The organism is Pseudoalteromonas sp. NZS37, assembly GCF_015864265.1.
Lineage (GTDB): Bacteria > Pseudomonadota > Gammaproteobacteria > Enterobacterales > Alteromonadaceae > Pseudoalteromonas > Pseudoalteromonas arctica.
Genome location: NZ_JADYXL010000001.1, coordinates 223639 through 241007, shown reverse-complemented (window position 1 = coordinate 241007; position 17369 = coordinate 223639). Strand labels below are relative to the sequence as shown.

20 protein-coding genes are annotated in these 17369 nt (G+C 38.1%); 10 read left to right on the top strand and 10 right to left on the bottom strand.

What is annotated here, in order from left to right:
* Positions 1 to 105 precede the first annotated feature (105 nt).
* Positions 106 to 588: a winged helix-turn-helix transcriptional regulator gene (locus tag I6F47_RS01080; RefSeq protein ID WP_024590009.1), complete on the top strand. Its 483-nt coding sequence runs from the start codon at positions 106 to 108 to the stop codon at positions 586 to 588.
* A 78-nt stretch (positions 589 to 666) separates the two neighbouring features.
* Here the strand turns inward: I6F47_RS01080 and I6F47_RS01075 are convergent, their stop codons facing one another.
* The 7 genes from I6F47_RS01075 to I6F47_RS01045 form a co-directional block, all read right to left on the bottom strand.
* The gene (locus I6F47_RS01075; protein WP_121954206.1) at positions 667 to 1656 is read right to left on the bottom strand and encodes a sensor domain-containing diguanylate cyclase; all 990 of its coding nucleotides are present in this window, start codon (positions 1654 to 1656) and stop codon (positions 667 to 669) included.
* 185 nt (positions 1657 to 1841) lie between these two features.
* The gene (locus I6F47_RS01070; RefSeq protein ID WP_197183171.1) at positions 1842 to 2222 is read right to left on the bottom strand and encodes a DP-EP family protein; all 381 of its coding nucleotides are present in this window, start codon (positions 2220 to 2222) and stop codon (positions 1842 to 1844) included.
* 20 nt (positions 2223 to 2242) lie between these two features.
* Positions 2243 to 5497 carry an nSTAND1 domain-containing NTPase gene (locus I6F47_RS01065; protein ID WP_197183170.1) on the bottom strand — a complete coding sequence of 1085 codons (3255 nt, stop codon included), beginning with the start codon at positions 5495 to 5497 and terminating at the stop codon, positions 2243 to 2245.
* A gap of 167 nt (positions 5498 to 5664) precedes the next feature.
* Positions 5665 to 6501, bottom strand: coding sequence for a mechanosensitive ion channel family protein (locus I6F47_RS01060; RefSeq protein ID WP_002958733.1), 837 nt, complete (start codon positions 6499 to 6501; stop codon positions 5665 to 5667).
* A 38-nt stretch (positions 6502 to 6539) separates the two neighbouring features.
* Positions 6540 to 7283: an LrgB family protein gene (locus I6F47_RS01055; protein ID WP_197183169.1), complete on the bottom strand. Its 744-nt coding sequence runs from the start codon at positions 7281 to 7283 to the stop codon at positions 6540 to 6542.
* A complete protein-coding gene (locus I6F47_RS01050) occupies positions 7276 to 7629 on the bottom strand; it encodes a CidA/LrgA family protein (protein WP_166420189.1) in 354 nt (117 codons plus the stop codon). Before I6F47_RS01050 ends, I6F47_RS01055 begins: the two co-directional genes overlap by 8 nt.
* A gap of 71 nt (positions 7630 to 7700) precedes the next feature.
* The gene (locus tag I6F47_RS01045; protein ID WP_165727562.1) at positions 7701 to 8492 is read right to left on the bottom strand and encodes a crotonase/enoyl-CoA hydratase family protein; all 792 of its coding nucleotides are present in this window, start codon (positions 8490 to 8492) and stop codon (positions 7701 to 7703) included.
* Between the two features lie 367 nt (positions 8493 to 8859).
* On the opposite strand from I6F47_RS01045, the gene I6F47_RS01040 reads away from it, so the two are divergent.
* From I6F47_RS01040 to I6F47_RS01030, 3 genes are read left to right on the top strand one after another with little or no spacing between them, the layout of a single operon-like run.
* Positions 8860 to 9180, top strand: a complete 321-nt coding sequence (locus tag I6F47_RS01040) for an HI1450 family dsDNA-mimic protein (RefSeq protein ID WP_007581697.1) — start codon at positions 8860 to 8862, stop codon at positions 9178 to 9180.
* Between the two features lie 42 nt (positions 9181 to 9222).
* A complete protein-coding gene (locus I6F47_RS01035) occupies positions 9223 to 10035 on the top strand; it encodes a DUF481 domain-containing protein (protein WP_010553209.1) in 813 nt (270 codons plus the stop codon).
* A gap of 25 nt (positions 10036 to 10060) precedes the next feature.
* The gene (locus tag I6F47_RS01030; protein ID WP_197101104.1) at positions 10061 to 10543 is read left to right on the top strand and encodes a hypothetical protein; all 483 of its coding nucleotides are present in this window, start codon (positions 10061 to 10063) and stop codon (positions 10541 to 10543) included.
* A 42-nt stretch (positions 10544 to 10585) separates the two neighbouring features.
* Here I6F47_RS01030 and I6F47_RS01025 read toward each other — a convergent pair whose 3' ends face one another.
* Together I6F47_RS01025 and ygfZ are read right to left on the bottom strand one after the other, a co-directional pair.
* Positions 10586 to 11071, bottom strand: coding sequence for an FKBP-type peptidyl-prolyl cis-trans isomerase (locus I6F47_RS01025; protein ID WP_007581704.1), 486 nt, complete (start codon positions 11069 to 11071; stop codon positions 10586 to 10588).
* 12 nt (positions 11072 to 11083) lie between these two features.
* Positions 11084 to 11995, bottom strand: coding sequence for a CAF17-like 4Fe-4S cluster assembly/insertion protein YgfZ (gene ygfZ / locus I6F47_RS01020; RefSeq protein WP_165741703.1), 912 nt, complete (start codon positions 11993 to 11995; stop codon positions 11084 to 11086).
* A gap of 164 nt (positions 11996 to 12159) precedes the next feature.
* On the opposite strand from ygfZ, the gene I6F47_RS01015 reads away from it, so the two are divergent.
* Together I6F47_RS01015 and I6F47_RS20510 are read left to right on the top strand one after the other, a co-directional pair.
* Positions 12160 to 12411: an FAD assembly factor SdhE gene (locus tag I6F47_RS01015; protein WP_007581709.1), complete on the top strand. Its 252-nt coding sequence runs from the start codon at positions 12160 to 12162 to the stop codon at positions 12409 to 12411.
* A 55-nt stretch (positions 12412 to 12466) separates the two neighbouring features.
* Positions 12467 to 12823, top strand: a complete 357-nt coding sequence (locus I6F47_RS20510; RefSeq protein WP_231609131.1) for a hypothetical protein — start codon at positions 12467 to 12469, stop codon at positions 12821 to 12823.
* Here I6F47_RS20510 and nadB read toward each other — a convergent pair.
* On the bottom strand, positions 12798 to 14408 hold the full coding sequence (gene nadB / locus I6F47_RS01010; RefSeq protein WP_007581714.1) for an L-aspartate oxidase: 1611 nt from the start codon (positions 14406 to 14408) through the stop codon (positions 12798 to 12800). The two genes, I6F47_RS20510 and nadB, sit on opposite strands and share 26 nt — an antisense overlap.
* 246 nt (positions 14409 to 14654) lie before the next feature.
* On the opposite strand from nadB, the gene rpoE reads away from it, so the two are divergent.
* Genes rpoE through I6F47_RS00990 form a run of 4 tightly spaced genes read left to right on the top strand, consistent with a single transcriptional unit; the run spans position 14655 to position 17279 of the window.
* Entirely contained in the window at positions 14655 to 15236 is a 582-nt protein-coding gene (rpoE, locus tag I6F47_RS01005) for an RNA polymerase sigma factor RpoE (RefSeq protein WP_002958721.1), read from the top strand.
* Position 15237: 1 nt separating this feature from the next.
* Entirely contained in the window at positions 15238 to 15855 is a 618-nt protein-coding gene (locus tag I6F47_RS01000; RefSeq protein ID WP_197183168.1) for a sigma-E factor negative regulatory protein, read from the top strand.
* A gap of 4 nt (positions 15856 to 15859) precedes the next feature.
* A complete protein-coding gene (locus I6F47_RS00995; RefSeq protein WP_007581719.1) occupies positions 15860 to 16810 on the top strand; it encodes a MucB/RseB C-terminal domain-containing protein in 951 nt (316 codons plus the stop codon).
* 19 nt (positions 16811 to 16829) lie between these two features.
* Complete coding sequence (locus I6F47_RS00990) at positions 16830 to 17279, top strand: SoxR reducing system RseC family protein (RefSeq protein WP_024609022.1); 450 nt, start codon at positions 16830 to 16832, stop codon at positions 17277 to 17279.
* Positions 17280 to 17369 lie beyond the last annotated feature (90 nt).

The following is a 17369-nucleotide window of genomic DNA, read 5'->3' as shown; positions in this document are numbered from 1 at the left end:
TGTGAGTGCATTCTAATTAAATTTCAGCAGAATATGCTGGTTAAATTTCGCGTTTTACGATAATTTACAGGGCATAAATTTAACTTATCCGCATAAAATTCTGTTATGACAATTCCAAATAGATTACGCATGCTAGATCGTATTGATTTAGCCATACTAGACGTTCTACAAAAGAACGGCAGAATTTCAAATGTTAACCTCGCAAAACAGGTTAATTTGAGTGCAAGCCCGTGCCTAGATCGTGTAAAACGATTAGAGCAAGAAGGCTATATCGAAGGCTACTACGCTAAGCTTAGCGAAGCAAAGCTTAATCAAAGCTTAGTAGCACATGTTCAAGTGTCGCTTGTTGCTTCAAATACAGCAGTATTTAAGGTATTTAGAGAGCATATACTAAGAATACAACAAGTCGTTGAATGCGACATGGTGGCAGGCGGTTATGATTATTTATTAAAAATCCGCGTTTCTAATATGGAAGAATATAGACAAGTTCTTGGCGACTTAGTCGATATTCCCGGCGTGGGCACTCATCATACTTATATGGTGATCGAAAAGATTAAAAAAGACGAAGGGCTGCTAATTGACATTTAAGCTTTTCTCAAGTAATAAAAAACCGCAATTGCGGTTTTTTATTTTAGTAGATAAAGGCTATACCAAATAGTTAGTACATCACCTTATACATAATTTATTACGACCTTCCGACTTCGCTCTATATAAAGCCGTATCAGCCGCGCATATTAATGCCTCAGATGTTCTGTATTGATTATCGTATTCACACGCTAAACCCTGGCTTACACTTATCTTTACATTCGCTGGCAAACCAATATCTCTAAAATTAATGTTGAGTATTTTTTCTTGAATACGTTTTGCGATCATTTCTGCATTTGAGACATGTGAGCGGGGTAATACAACAGCAAACTCCTCACCACCATAGCGTGCTACTAAACTATCTTTTGAGGGGAGGCAGTCTTCAATTGTTTGAGCTACTTTTTGCAAACATTTATCACCCTTTACATGACCAAAATTATCATTAAACAGTTTAAAAAAATCAATATCGATCAAGATAAAACTCAAAGGCTGTTTGTCTACTATGCATTCTTGCCAATTTTTAATAATCGCCTTTTCTAAAGTGCAGCGATTAGCGACGCCTGTAAGGTGATCTATTTTTGCTATGTTTTCGAGTACTTTATACTTTTTAACATGCCTAGAAATATCATGCATAATACAAATAAATAGAGGGGTATTGTTTGTGGTTGATGCGGGTATACAAGAAATTGAGAGCTCTATATCTAAACAGTTACCATTGTTTTTTATTATTTTAACTTCTTTCGGGCCATGATTGAGTGGTGTTTGATAGTTGTTTTTCCAACTTTCAAACATGTATTGATAGTCATCGCGATACTGTTCTTGTAAACAATCTTGCCATTTTTTACCTATTAATGAGTCAGACGTAACATTAAAAAAACGAGCTGCAACGGGATTTACTGATTCAAACACTCCATCTGCATTAACAATAAAAATAGCATCGGCCATGACATTAGTGACATTAATAATTGCGCTTATTTTTTCATTGTTAACGGTATTAGAAATGCTGCTGATTAATGCAGATACAGCGTTGTCGGTGTTGTTTGCTCTGCTATTTTCATTATTGTTAGACATGGTGTTGCTCATTTTTATTGTTAATGAAACTTTATGTCTAGGAGTTTATTTAATTTATGGGTTTTAAACCTTTCGGTAACCTTCTGATTTAAGTTATTGTTATTTAATGTTTATTTAGGGGCGTTTTTAAAAAAAATTGCACCGCAATTAATAGGCCTGTGCAATTTAAAAAGAAGCGTTGCTAATTAGAGTTCTTTTTCATTCTTAACTTGAGGATCGGCGCTTTCATATTTTTTGCCATTACACTCAACGTTAAAGATTAAGCATACAGATCCATTATTTTCGTCTGTGTCGGTAATGATAATTGTGTGGCCGTTATCACTTACTTTATAGCTGAAGTCTTGGGCGCATGGTTTTTGTGTGTCGATATCGGTGATAGTAGCGCCAGTAAATACGAAACCATTTTGAATTGTGGCGTCGTCTAAATTGTAGTTGCCAGCGGTTTCGGTTCTTACAACACCACCGCCAGTAGCGGGTTCGCCATTTTTTGTATAACTAAAAATAGCTTCACCGTTGTTAAGTTTAATATTTACTTGAAAGTTGACATTTTCTAGGGTGTTATTCATATCATTTCCTTTATGAGTAATTATAGTTGGAAGTTCGTAATGCCTAATTTAACTAGGCTTGTTTTTATTTCTGATATCTCGTCTTCTCTGTTTAAACAGGTATAAGCTTGTACTAGTGGGTATGTTATTTTTACGCTCTGACTTGTTTTTGCTGCTTCAGAAATAGTTTTGATAGCACTTAAACAAAATTGCTCTCGCTGTTTATTAGTTGTAGCTAAGTTCGCTTTGATTAAGTTTATTCTTGTATGTACTAAGTAATCACCAGTTCTAGTTAGGTTGGCTAATTGATGTGTGTAGTTTTCATTATTCTCAAGCTCAGTTAATAACTCCTGTGCTTTGAGTGGTGATTGTCTATTTATAAAATATTGAATCAGTGTAATTTGTGTATTGATAGTGCTGGTATTTTTAAAATTTTGAGATTTTAAAAAGTTAATTATTTTTTCAATTGTTGAGTCAGTACTTTCATCAGTAGATAGCATTAGTGAATGTGCTAAAGAGCGATAATACATAAGCTGAAATTTATTGTTTTTTGGATCTTGTACTAAAGCTTCATTGATAACTTGATTAGCCAAGCTGGCTTTTTTATGAGCCATCCGTTTATCACTCAAATAGCTCAGTAAATAACTTTGTTGCATATATATGTTTGCTGACGTGTAAAAAAGGCTTGCATCACGAGGGTAGTTAGCAGTCAATTTTGTGATTACCTCAACTGCACCTTCCAATATATTAACTGCTTCATTAAAGTTACTTAGCTTCTCTTCTGTTTTTGCAAGCCAACTAATCGTATCTGATTTATCTCGAAGTAAATTTTTGTTATTCGGTTTTAGTTCAAGTGCTTTATTTTTAAGTAAAAGCGACTCTGTAAAGTTCTTTTTTGCAGCGCTGTAGTCAGACTTTTCTATGTATAAAGAACCTAAAGAATTAGATGAATACGACAATTCCATAATGGAGTTAAAATCATTGGCTGCCAGCGCATACATTTTTTTACTGTAAGCGTGGTATTTTTTAAACATTTGCTCAGTAGCTTGATGATCATTTTGATCATAAGCTAATTGACCAAGCCAAAAGGCATTGGCACCTGCAAGCGTGAGTAGCTCTAAGTTGTTAGGCTGTATTTTTAATAATGCCTCAAGGCGGGTGCGGGCGTTTTCAAAGGCGGTAAAGGCTTCATCGGTTTTACCTCGGGAATAAGCTACTTCACCCATTGCTTCGAGGGTTTGTGCGTACTGAAAACGGTTGTTAAATTGTGCTTTATTATCGCTAAAGCTAAAAAGTGAACTTGAATCGTCAGTTTGATCAGTAAAATACTCAAGTGCTTTATTACTAATACCATCAAGTAAGTCCATGCGTTCAACGCTACGTAATTTATCGGCAAAGTCACCCACCATAAACCCTAGTAAGCTTTCGGCCTCAAGCTGTTTCTTTTGCGCATGTTGTTGGGCCTTAAAACTAGTAAAGCTCATTAATAACGCGGTAAATGTAAGTAAGCACAATAAAGCAACGGTCACCCGTTTTACTCTTATTTTTGTTTTTGTTTTTTTAATAGAGCTTTTGATAAGAGTGTGCTCGTTATCATCTAATTTAAACAGTTTGTCGTTTAGTAATAGCTGCGCTTCTTGTAGCGGTTTACCTGGCGCTAGGAGGTAAGCACTACTTTTACCTTCATCTATCCAATTTTGCGCTTGGTGTTGTAAGCGGCTTTTTATTGCTAAGGCATCTTTATGATCATTAATCCATTGTTTTGCTCGCGGCCATTGACGTAATAATGCCTCGTGAGCAAGGCTAAAACAGGCTTCTTGATTTTGTAAATGCGATACAAATAAACGGCTATCGACCATGGCTTGCACAAGCTCTTTTTGGCTTGTGTTCGTTAATGTTTGCCAGCGGGCAGCGCGGCTCGTAATGGTTTTACCATCTGGATTTAAAGTGATCAGTTGTGATAACACGCTTTTTAGTTGCTGTTGTTGCTCGTTGCTGAGGTCAATAAATATATCTTCTGCTTTTTTGCCTATGGCTCCCTCAATACCCCCGAGTTTTGTGTAAACACTGTGCAGTAGCTCGTTACTATCACTGCGCTGCAAGTACAGCTCTTGCAATGTGTATTGCAGCATGGGTAATGCATCGGGGTTATTAGCTGTATCGGCGCACAATATTTCATCCAGTGGTGTTTGGGTTTGTGGGTCATTGGAGAACGTTAAATTAGCGGTTAGCGCTGGCAGGCGAATAATTTGTTGGAGCTCTTGGCGGTTTGGCGGTGTTAAATCGTAGTGGGCGCCATGAGCTTTGCCTGCCATTAGACTTGGTTGTTCAACGACTAAAGGGTAAAAGTCGTTACGACACGCACTAAATACAATCACAGTTTTAGAGGTTGCTAAGCGCTCAATAACCGATAAAAAATGGCTGCGCGTTTCGCTACTAAATATAGGAGAAGAAAGCAGTACTTCTAAGCGGTCAATAAATAAAAATAACTGTGGTGTTTTAAGTTGTGTAGAGGCTTTGCTAAGTGCAATTTGTATGGCGTTGATTACGCCATCGATTGTCAATTCTAGTTGCTCTGCCAGTGTTTGCGCGCTTAATCCTTCAAACACAGGCTGGGCGTTTATATCCCAATCAAGTAATGCAGAAGCTAAGTCTAGAAAAAGTCTATTTTTATGCACATCTGCAAAGTCGATCTGGGTGTAGGAAATAACCCCGATGCCATTATAGCCTCGCTCATCTAGCAGTTTTGGTAAAATTCCAGCATTAACAAGCGAGGATTTACCTGTACCGCTAGGGCCAAGTATTAAGCAAAAAGCACGACCGTAATTTACCTGGCTAGATATCCTTTCCAGCAGGGTAGCTATAGATTGGGTGCGGCCAAAAAAAACGTGGGTATCATTTGGGTTATATGCACGCAGGCCTAAAAAAGGGGAGCCTCCTTGCCATGTACTTTTAGTGCTTGGGATAGGATCAGCTAATGGAAAAGATAATTTTGCAATAATGCGGTAGCCACGTTTACGGATAGTCTCAATATAATGCGGTTCATTGGCTTTATCACCGAGCGCTTTTCTTAGCTGAGTGATAGTTTTATGTAAAGGATTATCGCCAATATCAGTATTTTTCCAGCATTTATCGAGCAATTCATCGCTGCTTACAATGTCGCCATTTTGTTGACACAAATGCAATAAAACATCCATCGCTTTAGGCTCTAACTGTTTGGCTTTACCAGTGAGCTGAATTGAGTTAGTTGAAGGTGTTACTTGCCAATCGCCTAGGTAGAAGGGGTTGCGCATCATAATTACTCATTATTGTTTTTTTATTATTAAAATTAAGTGCGTATTGGTATTTATTAACACTATTTATATGGCAAATAAATCTATAACACAACTATTTGAGTTTATTCTGAGGAGAGGGGATAGGAAAGAATGAGCTTGCAGGTATGCAAGCTCAATATAAAAATAAATTAGCTTTCTAAATCGGCTTTGTTAATTGTAATGACGCGTTGAGGGAATGGGATTTCAATATCAGCGTTATTAATTGCTTTATAAACACCGCCATTAATAGCCAGCTTGGTTTCGATAATTTTAGTAGTAGGTACCCAATATCGGTAGCTTATTGTAACACCGCTATCGGCAAAGCGTTCAATACCCACTTGTGATAACGGATTTTGTGCGACTAATTCGTGTGCTTTAAGTACGTCTTCAATAAGGCTAATCGCGTTATCAGAGCAAGCACTATAGGCTATATCTATTTCACCTTTGACCAATGAGTAACTAAATGAGTTATGAAGTATTTCACCTACTATGTGCTTATTTGGAATGGTAATTTCTACTTTTTCTTCATTGATTAAAATAGTGTAGCCAAGCTCAATTGTTTTAACTTGGCCGCTTACATTTTTAACTTCAATAGTATCACCAACAACAAAAGGTCGAGTGGCTATAATGGCAAGGCCCGCACCATAGTTAGAGAGCATTCCTTGCAGCGCTAAACCAGCACCTAAAGATGCAGCACCAATGGCTGCTACAAATGGCGTAACGCTGATACCTATTTTGCCAAGTGCAATAATTATAACCATTACAATTAGCAGTACTTTTACCACGCTACTGACAAAGTTAGTGAGCGTAATGTCAACGTTATGACGGGTCATTAAGGCTGCTACAAATTTGGCAAGCTTTTGTGCTATCCACAAACCAATGAGGACGATAAAAATAGCGCCAACAATTTGCATACTGTAGGTAACCATATACTCAGTAAGCATGGTGTAATATTTTTCAAACTGTTCGATTTCAGAACTGATCATAAAGCGCTCTATGTTAGGGCTATGTTGTATTTTTCCAACTATAGCAAAATGTTGACTAAAAATGGATATAACAGCGGTACTATAATTGCTGTTAATAAAGCACTTAGCGCCATTGCAACTGAGGAGTAAGCGCCTACTTTTGGATGCTCAGCAATAGCAGCAGCAGTCCCAATTGCATGACAAGCTGTGCCCATTGCAACACCTTGAGATTCGTGATTAAAAATATTAATGAGTTGAAAAAGCATAAAGCCAAATAAAGCGCCTAGTAAACCAATAAAAATAACTAAAGCCGCAGCAAGAGAGCTAATCCCCCCTAATGACTCAGTAACAATTAAAGATATTGGGGTTGTGACACTGAGTGCGGCAACAGATGCACTTAGCTGCGCAGGCGCATTAAATAATATGCTTAGCAAAAATGCCACAACGGTTGCGTTAACAATACCTAAGCTACATGTTGCGACTATGAGTAATAGATTTTTTCGTACGTGTGTAAACTGCTGATATAAAGGGAGTGCTAAAGCTACAATCGCGGGCTCTAATAACCAGCTTAATAATTTGCTGTGCGAGGCAAATTGCGTATAAGGCAGATTTAGGTTAATTAGTAATAAAGCGATAATACTAATACTTAAAAATACGGGGTTAGTGAGCGATTTAAATACGCTGTTTTTTATACTTTGGTTTACGGCCCTTAGTGCTAAAAATAATACAATAATAAAAGGAATACTTAGCCACCATAAATTAGGCTGTAGCTCTGAAATAGCGGAAAAAGTAAAATTAGTCATTATTTTCTCTTCCCTTAAAGTACGCAATTACACTGCTAACAAGCAACAAGGTAGTTATAGGGACTAGCACCATAACTGAGGCTAAAAATGCCCAGTGCGACTTTATAAGGCCGAGATGTTCAATAAATCCCACACCCGCAGGAATGAAAAAGATAGGCATAATATTTAAAATAGGGGAGGCGCATGGTTTTACATGTTGCTCTTTTACAATACCCGATAAGAGTAAAACTAATAAAATAACCATAGCGAGTAACGGTGCAGGAAAGCTTCCACCAATAAAGTGCATAATGAGTTTAGCGCAGGCTAAACAGAGTAAAATAATAGCGCTACTGAGCAGATATTTCATCAAAGTGGCTCACAGAAAAGATAAGAGCTTAACTTTAACAAATCAAACTCTTTTATGCATTGTGCAATAGTCTACCAGTGCTTTGTATTTGCGTAGGTTATATCTGCTTTTCCTTTAGCTTTAGCAATTGCTTTTTTAGTGTTTGGGTTTAGCAGTAAGCGAATTTGGCTTAAGGTTTCTTTAGCGAGTATTTTTCGTTGGTTTGGTTTATAGCTAAGTTGTGTAACACGTTTAATAGCAGCAAGCGTATCGGGTGAACGCTCAAGTAATGTATCGAGCATGTTTTGCGTTGCTTGTTGAGTATCATCGGTAAGTTTAGTAACCAAACCTAGCTCATTTGCTTGTTGTGCAGTGATTGGGTTTGCGTGGCTTGCAAGCCAAAGTGCTTGGTCGCGCTTAACTAAACCGCTCATCATTACATTTGCGCCCATATCGGGGCACAATCCCCAACGCGCTTCCATAATGGCAAGTTTGGCATCAATATGAACAACTCTGTAATCTGCCCCCAAAGCTATTTGCAAACCACCCCCTAAACAGTTGCCATCAATTTGTGCAATAACGGGCACACTAAGTGACTGCCAGCCTAATACTACTTTTTGCGCTAAATTTTGATTGCCTGGTAACCATTTAAGCAATAATTTCACTATGTTCATTGGTGTAGCCATTACTGCAGATATATCAAGGCCTGCACAAAAATGCTCGCCATCACCTTTTATTACCACAGCACGAATACTACGATCTCTTTTTATATTTTTAATGGCTTTGTTTAGCTCTACAAACATTTCAAAACTTAATGCATTTTGTTTTTTTGCTCTGCTAAGCGTGACGGTTGCAATGCCATTTTGTTTTTCTAGTTTTATCATTACACACTCCTCTGACCTGTTGCTTGAGCTTATGTTGTTATAGGAATTAAGTAAAGTGACGGTATTTTTTAAATAAATGGAATTTATTGCTAAAGCCGTAGTCTTAAAGGATTGGTTTTAGATGAGAAAAAGCTAAACAATTCGAACCTAAGATAATAAAAATATTTTACGTTGTTATTTTAACTTAAATAATAAAAGTAATCTTTATATTCAATAGGTTAGGTAAGTTGTTATTCGTCGTTTTAGTTGTATGCTGAATAAAGCATGACTCGGTTACAAAAAAGTCAGTGTTTTAAGCTTTTTTTTATCAAAATGATGATGAGATTTGATAATATAGCGCAACTTAAAAGCTTAAGGTTAAGCACATATGTCGGGTCCACGTTTATATACGGTAGAAGAAGCTACTCACCAAGCTTATGATATTTTTTTAGAGTTAGCGCCAAATAACTTGAGTGAAAAAGATGTTGAAGACTTTAATGAGTTTAGAGAAGACCTAGGCTTTATTGAAGAAGACGAGCCAGATGACCAGTGGCAAGACTTTGTAGCCCTTGAAATAGAGCCAGAGCACTTTATTCAGGTGTTGGTTGGTTTAGAATTTGAAAATGATGATGTTTTGTTTGCTAAAATTTTGATTAGTCGTGATAAAGATGCTCCGTTTTGTCATATTTTATGGAAAGAAACTGAATAAGCAATACTGCTTATTTTTATAATTGTGTGCAGAGAGAGTATTGTGCGTAAGTATTTATTTTTAATTTTTTTAATAATTAGCTGCCCAAGTTGGGCCGTTGATCCATTTGAAGATTTTCATGAATATGGCAAGCTCTCTGATGAAGAAATTCATGAGTTACACAAAGGTGACATGTTCTACGGTGATACTGAATTTGGCTTTATTCTAAGTAAAGGTAACACCAATTCGACCAGTTTTAAGCTCAAAGGTAATTTATACCAAGACTTTGAAAAGTGGCGTAACCAATTTAAAATAGACTCTCTTTATAAGCGTGATGAGAACGATGAAAGCGGTGGCACTGATGTTACAGCTAATCGTGTTTTTGTATCAGCGCAAGGTAACTATAAAGTAGGTGTTAAAAACTCCTCATTTTTTATTTACGGTGATTACGAAGAAGATGAGTTTAGTGGACTTGATTTTAAAAGTACGGTGGCAACAGGCTATGGTGCGCGTGTATATCAAGGCTCTAAAAACAAAGTAGATATTGATATAGGACCTGGTTTATACCGTTCAGTAGCCGATGAAGATTCGGATGTGAGCGAAGATGAAATTAATAAAACCGGTTATTTAGTACGTGTTGCAATGCAGTGGGAACGTTTGGTTTCTAAGCGTACTCGTTTTAATCAAGATGTGAGTATAGAGCAGTCGCTCTCAGGTCTTAATTCTCGCTTAAAATCGGAAACCGCACTAATAAGCCAAGTGATTGGTGCGGTATCACTCAAATTTACCTACATGTATCGTTATAATTCAAAACCCGAAGATGATAAACTCAAGTTTGACTCAGAGCTGAGTGCTACATTGGTGTACAGCTTTTAAGTATTTATTTAATTTAGAGAATATTATGTATCAGCATAAACAGTATGCGGTGTTTATCTTTTTTGTATTAGCGTGGATAGGCGGTTTTGTAGCGCTTGCATGGAACTTGTTAGGCGCTGATGGACCTTTAATGATATTTGCTGGGATTTTAGTGCTGGTGGGCTTTTTGTTCCATGGTCTAACAGTAAAAGTAGATGATAAGAATATTAGCTGGGCGTTTGGCCCAGGCGTTGCAGGGCAAAGCATTGAGCTTGGCGAAGTAGTAGAAGCTAAGGCAGTTCAAAACTCTTACAGACACGGTATTGGTATGCGAATTACTCACGATGGTTGGGTGTATACAGTATCTGGCTTTAGTGCAATACAGCTAACGCTTAAAGATGGCACTTTGTATCGAGTTGGCACAAACGATCAAAAAGGTTTACTCGCCGCTCTAAAAGAAAAGAATGTATCAATCGCGCTGCCTAGTAAGGCAAAAACTGAAACGGTTAAGCGCAACAATATGATATAAAAAAAGCGCCCTAGGCGCTTTTTTACTTGGTTTAACAGTGTATTAGTGGTCGTGACCACATCCACCTTCACCATGTACATGACCATGAGTGAGTTCTTCTTCGGTTGCATCACGTACTTCTAGTATCTCTACATCAAAGTTAAGTGTTATGCCTGCAAGTGGGTTATTACCATCTACAATAACTTCTTCATCTTGGATATCGATGATCATTACTGATTGGTCACCATCATCTGTTGATGCACGAAATTGCATGCCGACTTCAATTTCCATACCTTCAAACATCGACTTAGGTACAGCTTGCATTAGGTTATCGTGGCGTTCGCCATAACCTTCATCAGGTTCAACTTTTACGCTAAGTGTGTCGCCTGGTTGTTTGCCTTGCAAAGCATTTTCTAGGCCTGAAATTAAGTAGCCTGTGCCAATGATAAAGTGTAGTGGCTCACCACCGAACGAATTATCAATGCTATTGCCATCATTATCCATTACCGAATAATGCATTTTTACCACTTTGTTTGCCGCAACGATCATAGTCATTCCTATTTATTCATCTTCAAGAGAGTAGGGTAGAGGCAGAATGCTTAGCTCCACCTGAGGTGTGTGTTTTGCACGAAGTACCTGAGTTACATCAGTATCGTTTGGCAACACAACGAGGCCTGTTAATTTATTTGTTTGTTCATTAAAGCTTTGTGCAATAAGTTTACCCGCACGGCGCCAATTTTCGCCTAGTTGGGTTTCTAAATCGGGCTCTGAAAGTATCCCTTCGCTTTGACCTGAGACTATATACATTGCACGCTTATTTTTACCTAGGTACTTCATGCGAGCCACAGTTTCTTGACCGGTATAACACCCTTTTTTAAAGCTTATACCGCCAATAGCATGTAGGTTTACCATTTGAGGAACATACTCGCCAATTGCATCTGCACTTAACTGAGGTTCACCTGCAAGCATAGATGCTTGTTGCCAAGGAGCTTCGTTATCAAGTGTAGATACGTCATCAGGCATACTAAACTGGCTATCGACCATCAATAAAACACGGTTATCAGCTAATTTTAGTGCTTTACCGCTTTCAAAGTCACACGCGCTCGCATCACCTTCAAAGTTAATATCAAGTTGTGCGAGTACATCCGATAAATCATCACCAATGAGACCAATTAATCGCTTTGAACATGCACTAATGTCAACTTTTGCAAATACGGCATACTTTTTTAGCTCAGCTAACGATTTTTCTACTTCGTTTTCGCTGCCTGTAAGGTAGTAGCTGTCTTGATAAGAAAATAATTTAAATACGCCCCAAAGTTTACCTTTAGCGCTGCAATGGCCAGCCCACAAATAATTACTGCTGGTTAATTTATTTAGATCTTGAGTGATTTGCCCGTGTAAATAAGATAATTTATCAGCACCGCAGAGGCTAATAAGTTGATGAGATAACGGACATGCATAAACGCTCGACATAAAAACCTTCTTTGCAATATAAATGAAGTGACATAATAACGCAGTTGTTACGTATGGTACAGACAAGCGCTTATTGGTGCGGGTTTATTCTTTAATGAGAGATTAATAGCTGCTAAATAGGCTTGTGTTTGTTAAACTCGAGTCAATTAAGTATGAGGTTTAAAATGGTTGAAATTCATAGTAAAGCACGTATTCGTTGGGCTTGCCGTCGTGGCATGTTAGAGCTTGATGTTTTGTTTATGCCGTTTGTTGAAGAAGCATACGACTCTTTAAGCGCAGAGCAACAGGCTATTTTTCAGCGTTTGCTAACAGAAGAAGACCCTGACTTATTTGCATGGTTTATGGGTCATCAAGAATGTAAAGATGAGCAGTTAAACGGTATGGTTTCGCTGATCTTAGACCGAGTTCGTGTATAGGTTTACAGTTACTAATAATAACGCTGACCACAAACCTATTGTGGTCTTTTTTTGCATGCTCATTTTAATATTATGTTTATTTTTAGATTCGCTACTAGCTATGCTTTTTTGTTTGATAATTAATATATTAGCTGGCTTTTTAGTGTGGCAAAAAGTGTTGGCAATTCATCCAAACCATGGCGTTATAATTCTAGAACCCAAGCTATTTAGGTTTGAGGGTGAAGGTTTAAAAATTCAGGGTGAAATTAGTAAAAAAAGCCGTTTTTATGGCAATAATATATGGCTACATATTAAAGGTTTTAGTAACAACCATTGGCTTATAATTTCAGCCAATGGTGTTAATGAACAAAGCTATGCGCGTCTAAAACGTGCTACTTTAAACGCGATTAATTGCGTTTTGGAGTCAAAATAGTCGGTGTTGGATTTTCATTTTGTTCAGGGTAATCAATAGTATAATGTAGGCCTCTGCTTTCTTTTCGCTCCATTGCACTTCTAATAATGAGTTCTGACACTTGTACTAAGTTACGAAGCTCAAGCAAGTTATTACTTACTCTAAAGTTTGCATAATAATCATGTATTTCTTGCTGCAGCAACTCAACCCTATGCAGTGCACGTTCTAAGCGTTTAGTAGAGCGTACAATACCTACATAATCCCACATAAATAAACGTAGTTCATGCCAGTTATGGGTAATAACAATTTCTTCATCAGAGTTACTAACACGGCTTTCATCCCAATGAGGTAGAGCCATTGGCTCTGGTGCATGTTCAATTTTACTTAAAATATCTTTAGCTGCAGCGTGGGCAAATACAATACATTCCAATAATGAATTACTTGCCATACGGTTTGCACCATGTAGGCCTGTGTAAGCGACTTCGCCAACAGCATACAAGTTATCGAGATCTGTTTTACCGTTAAAGTCGGTCATTACGCCACCACAAGTGTAATGCGCAGCAGGTACAACTGGGATTGCTTCTTTTGTTATATCAAGCCCTACACTTAGGCATTTTGCGTAAATAGTAGGAAAGTGCTCAATAATAAAGTCTTTATCTTTGTGGCTAATATCTAAATAAACACAATTAGCACCTAAACGCTTCATTTCAAAATCGATTGCGCGTGCCACTATATCGCGTGGAGCAAGTTCTTCACGACTGTCAAAATCTTTCATAAAACGAGTGCCATCAGGTCGTTTTAAATAAGCCCCTTCACCGCGCATAGCTTCTGTAATTAAAAAGTTTTGTAGCTCTGGATGATAAAGGCTCGTTGGATGAAATTGATTAAATTCCATATTGGCAACTTTACAGCCTGCGCGCCATGCCATTGCAATGCCATCACCACTTGATACATCTGGATTAGATGTATACAAATACACTTTGCTTGCGCCACCAGTGGCAAGAGCAACAAATTTAGCTGAAATGGTTTCTACCTTTTTAGCTTTTTTGTTCCACACATACATACCTTCAATGTGTGATCCTGTTTTTCCGGCGCTTTTATCTGTAATTAAATCAATAGCATTGTATTGCTCTAAGAGCGTTATATTCTTATGAATTTTAACTTGGCTAATAAGCGTGGTTTGCACAGCTTTGCCAGTAGCATCGGCTGCATGCAAAATACGACGATGGCTGTGACCGCCTTCACGTGTTAAATGAAAACGCTCTTTTCCTTTGCTATCAAACTCCATATCAAAGGGAACACCTTGGTCGATTAACCACTGTAGGCAATCGTGAGCATTGCTGGCAGTATAATGAACAGCGTCTCTGTCGCATAAACCGCCGCCCGCATCGAGTGTATCTTCAACATGAGATTCTATGCTGTCGTTTTGTTTATCAAATACAGCTGCTATACCACCTTGAGCATATAAAGTAGAACCTTCTGTAAGCGCTCCTTTACTGATCACGGTAACGTTACAATAATTAGCTAGAGATAATGCAAGTGATAAGCCTGCTGCGCCGCTACCTATAATAGCGACATCTGCAATGTGATGTTTATTTTGGTTCATGTCAGAGGTACTTTGCGGTTACAATGCTCGTATAGAGCAATATTTGTTTTTAATATCTGTAGTTGTACCATATTTGTCATACTACTACGTAGTGATTTTAAAGGCTTAGCGCCGTTATTTATCATCTATTTTATAAAAAAATAATATTAAGCAGAACTTTTTATTCATAAAGAGGTCAGAGTATTTGTGAACAATGACGACAATATGAATAACAAGCAAAAATCAGACATAGGAGTACCGGCTCGAATGAGCGAGCAGGAATTAGATTTAGTGCTAGTAAAAAGGGTCCAGCAAGGAGATAAAAACGCCTTCAACCTATTAGTAAAGAAGTATCAAAACAAAATTGCAGGTTTGATCTCACGTTATGTATCAAACCAAGGCGATATTGCTGATGTAGCACAAGAGGCTTTTATTAAAGCTTACCGTGCACTTCCAAACTTTAGAGGTGACAGCGCCTTTTACACGTGGTTATACCGTATTGCCGTTAATTGTGCTAAAAATTACTTAGTAGCCCAGGGGCGTAAGCCGCCAGCAAATGATATAGACGCTGAAGATGCCGAGTTTTATGATTGTGCAGATTCAATGCGATCTAATGCATCTCCTGAAAACCTACTTTTAAGCGAAGAAGTACGCGCTGTTATTTTTAATACGATTGATAGTTTGCCTGAAGATCTTAAAACCGCAATCACCCTTAGAGAAATCGAAGGGATGAGCTATGAAGAAATAGCAGTGGTAATGGATTGCCCGGTCGGGACTGTGCGTTCGCGTATATTTCGTGCCCGTGAAGCAATAGATAACAAATTAAACCCATTAATAGGCGAGTCTTAGTATGACAAAAGCACACCTTAACAAGTTAGATAACGAAGCGTTATCGGCATTACTTGATGGCGAGCAACATCTGACTGATGCAAAAATTGCAGAGCAAGATGTAACTACGTTTGGCCGTTATGCGTTAATTGGTGATGCGATGCGTGCTCAAAAAAATAATAACGACATACATATTGATATTAGCGATCGCGTTGCATTAGCACTTGAAAGCGAGCCTGTTTATGCTGACTTTAGTCAGTCAAAAACACAGCCTCAAGCAATCACTGAGACGGTACAAGATAATAAAGTAGTGGCTTTTAATTGGCGCAAGCCAGTTGCTCAACTAGCAATTGCAGCCAGTGTGGCAATGTTTGCTATTGTTGGAGTTAATACGCTTCCTCAAAGCAACAACGAGCAACAAAGCGAAATTCCATTACTACAAACCACACCGCTGACAGGTATGGCATCGCCAGTAAGTTACTCATCTGAGCCTGCGATTGAAAATGCAGAGCAAGGTTTACGTGAATTACAGCAACAACGTATTGGTGCATTAGTTCTTGAGCATCAACGCCAAGCACGAGTTGCGAATTCTTTAGAAACAGCGCAAACTAATACCAAAGCGTCTGAGGAAAAAAACTAATTAAATGAAAGTAATCACTTTTGTTCTGTCGTTGGTAGTAAGCTTTAATGCATTTGCCAACGACACAAATCCTGCCAAAGATTTATTACTAAAAATGGCTAATGCCGTTCACACCCGTAATTTTGACGCTTCGTTTGTGGTTGTCAAAGGTAAAACAATGGAACCCTACCGATGGGTGCATGCTTTACAAGGTGACACAGAACTTGAGCATTTAAGTTTACTTAACGGTGCTGGGCTTGAAATGGTCCGTATTGACAACCAAGTTACTTATTTTGAACCTCAGTCAGAACCATACTCCCTAAAAACAGATTCAATAGCGGGTCCAATTCCTGAAGTGCTTTTTAAAGATATAGATCGCTTAAGCGCGCACTATGATTTTGTATTAGGCGGGAAAGGTCGTATTGCAGGGCGTGCTGCTCAACTAGTTCGCATAGAATCTAAAGACGAGTATAAATATAATTATTGGATTTGGCTGGATATGGAATCGTCGTTATTACTAAAAGCCGCGTACGTTAACCATGAAGGTGAGGCCTTAGAGCAGTTACAGCTTACTCACATTAGTGTGACAGAGCAGCCAGCAGGTATGTTACTTGAAGTGCTCAATCGAAACTTTCCAACGCCTTTACCAAACGATGCACTTATAAACGAAGACAGTACAGCGACTAACTGGCAAATTAGTTGGTTACCGGATGGCTTTGAATTACTAAAATCAGACAGACATAAGCTCGATTTAAATAACGAATTAACAGACTATTACTTGTTTTCTGATGGTTTTGTTGAAATTTCGGTATTTATTCAGCGTCCATTACCGGGTAAGCGTTTAAGTGGTGCACTAACCTCTGGTGCAACGACAGTATATGTGCATAATGGCGGTAATTTTGATGTATCGGTTGTTGGTAATGTACCGAGTATGACCGCAAAAGCGATTGCTGAGTCAGTTACCCGCGCATTATAAACGATTCGTAAGGATTGTTATGATTGAACAAACCCTCACTGTTGTGGCCCTCGATGGCCACATTGCTCATTTAGAAGCACAACAAAAACAAGCTTGTGAAGGCTGCAATGGTCGTTGCGGCTCACAAGTGTTTGGTAAGCTGTTTGGCACTGCAAAAAAAACCTTCCCTTATAAATTTGAATCCTCTGTTGAAGTAGGACAAAAGGTAACCTTGTCACTTGATGATAGTCACGTCGTTAAGCATGCATTTGCGGTATACATGCTACCACTGCTTTTAAGTCTGGTTTTTGCACTGATTGCAGCGCAATTATTTATGTCTTCCGAAGGTTGGCAAATTTTAGCTGCAGCTTTAGGTGGTGTTACTGGTTTCTTTATAGCTAAAACTCGCGTGAAATCGCTAAAGCACGATATAAAAGTTATAAAAATTCACCCAATTAGTATCCCTTTAACTCAAATAGATGGTGATTGACGCCAATTAAATGTAAAATTGCCGTTTTATACCAAAGTAACTTGGAAATACAGGGAATAGTGGTTTTTTAAATTATTTTATCTAGCTGAA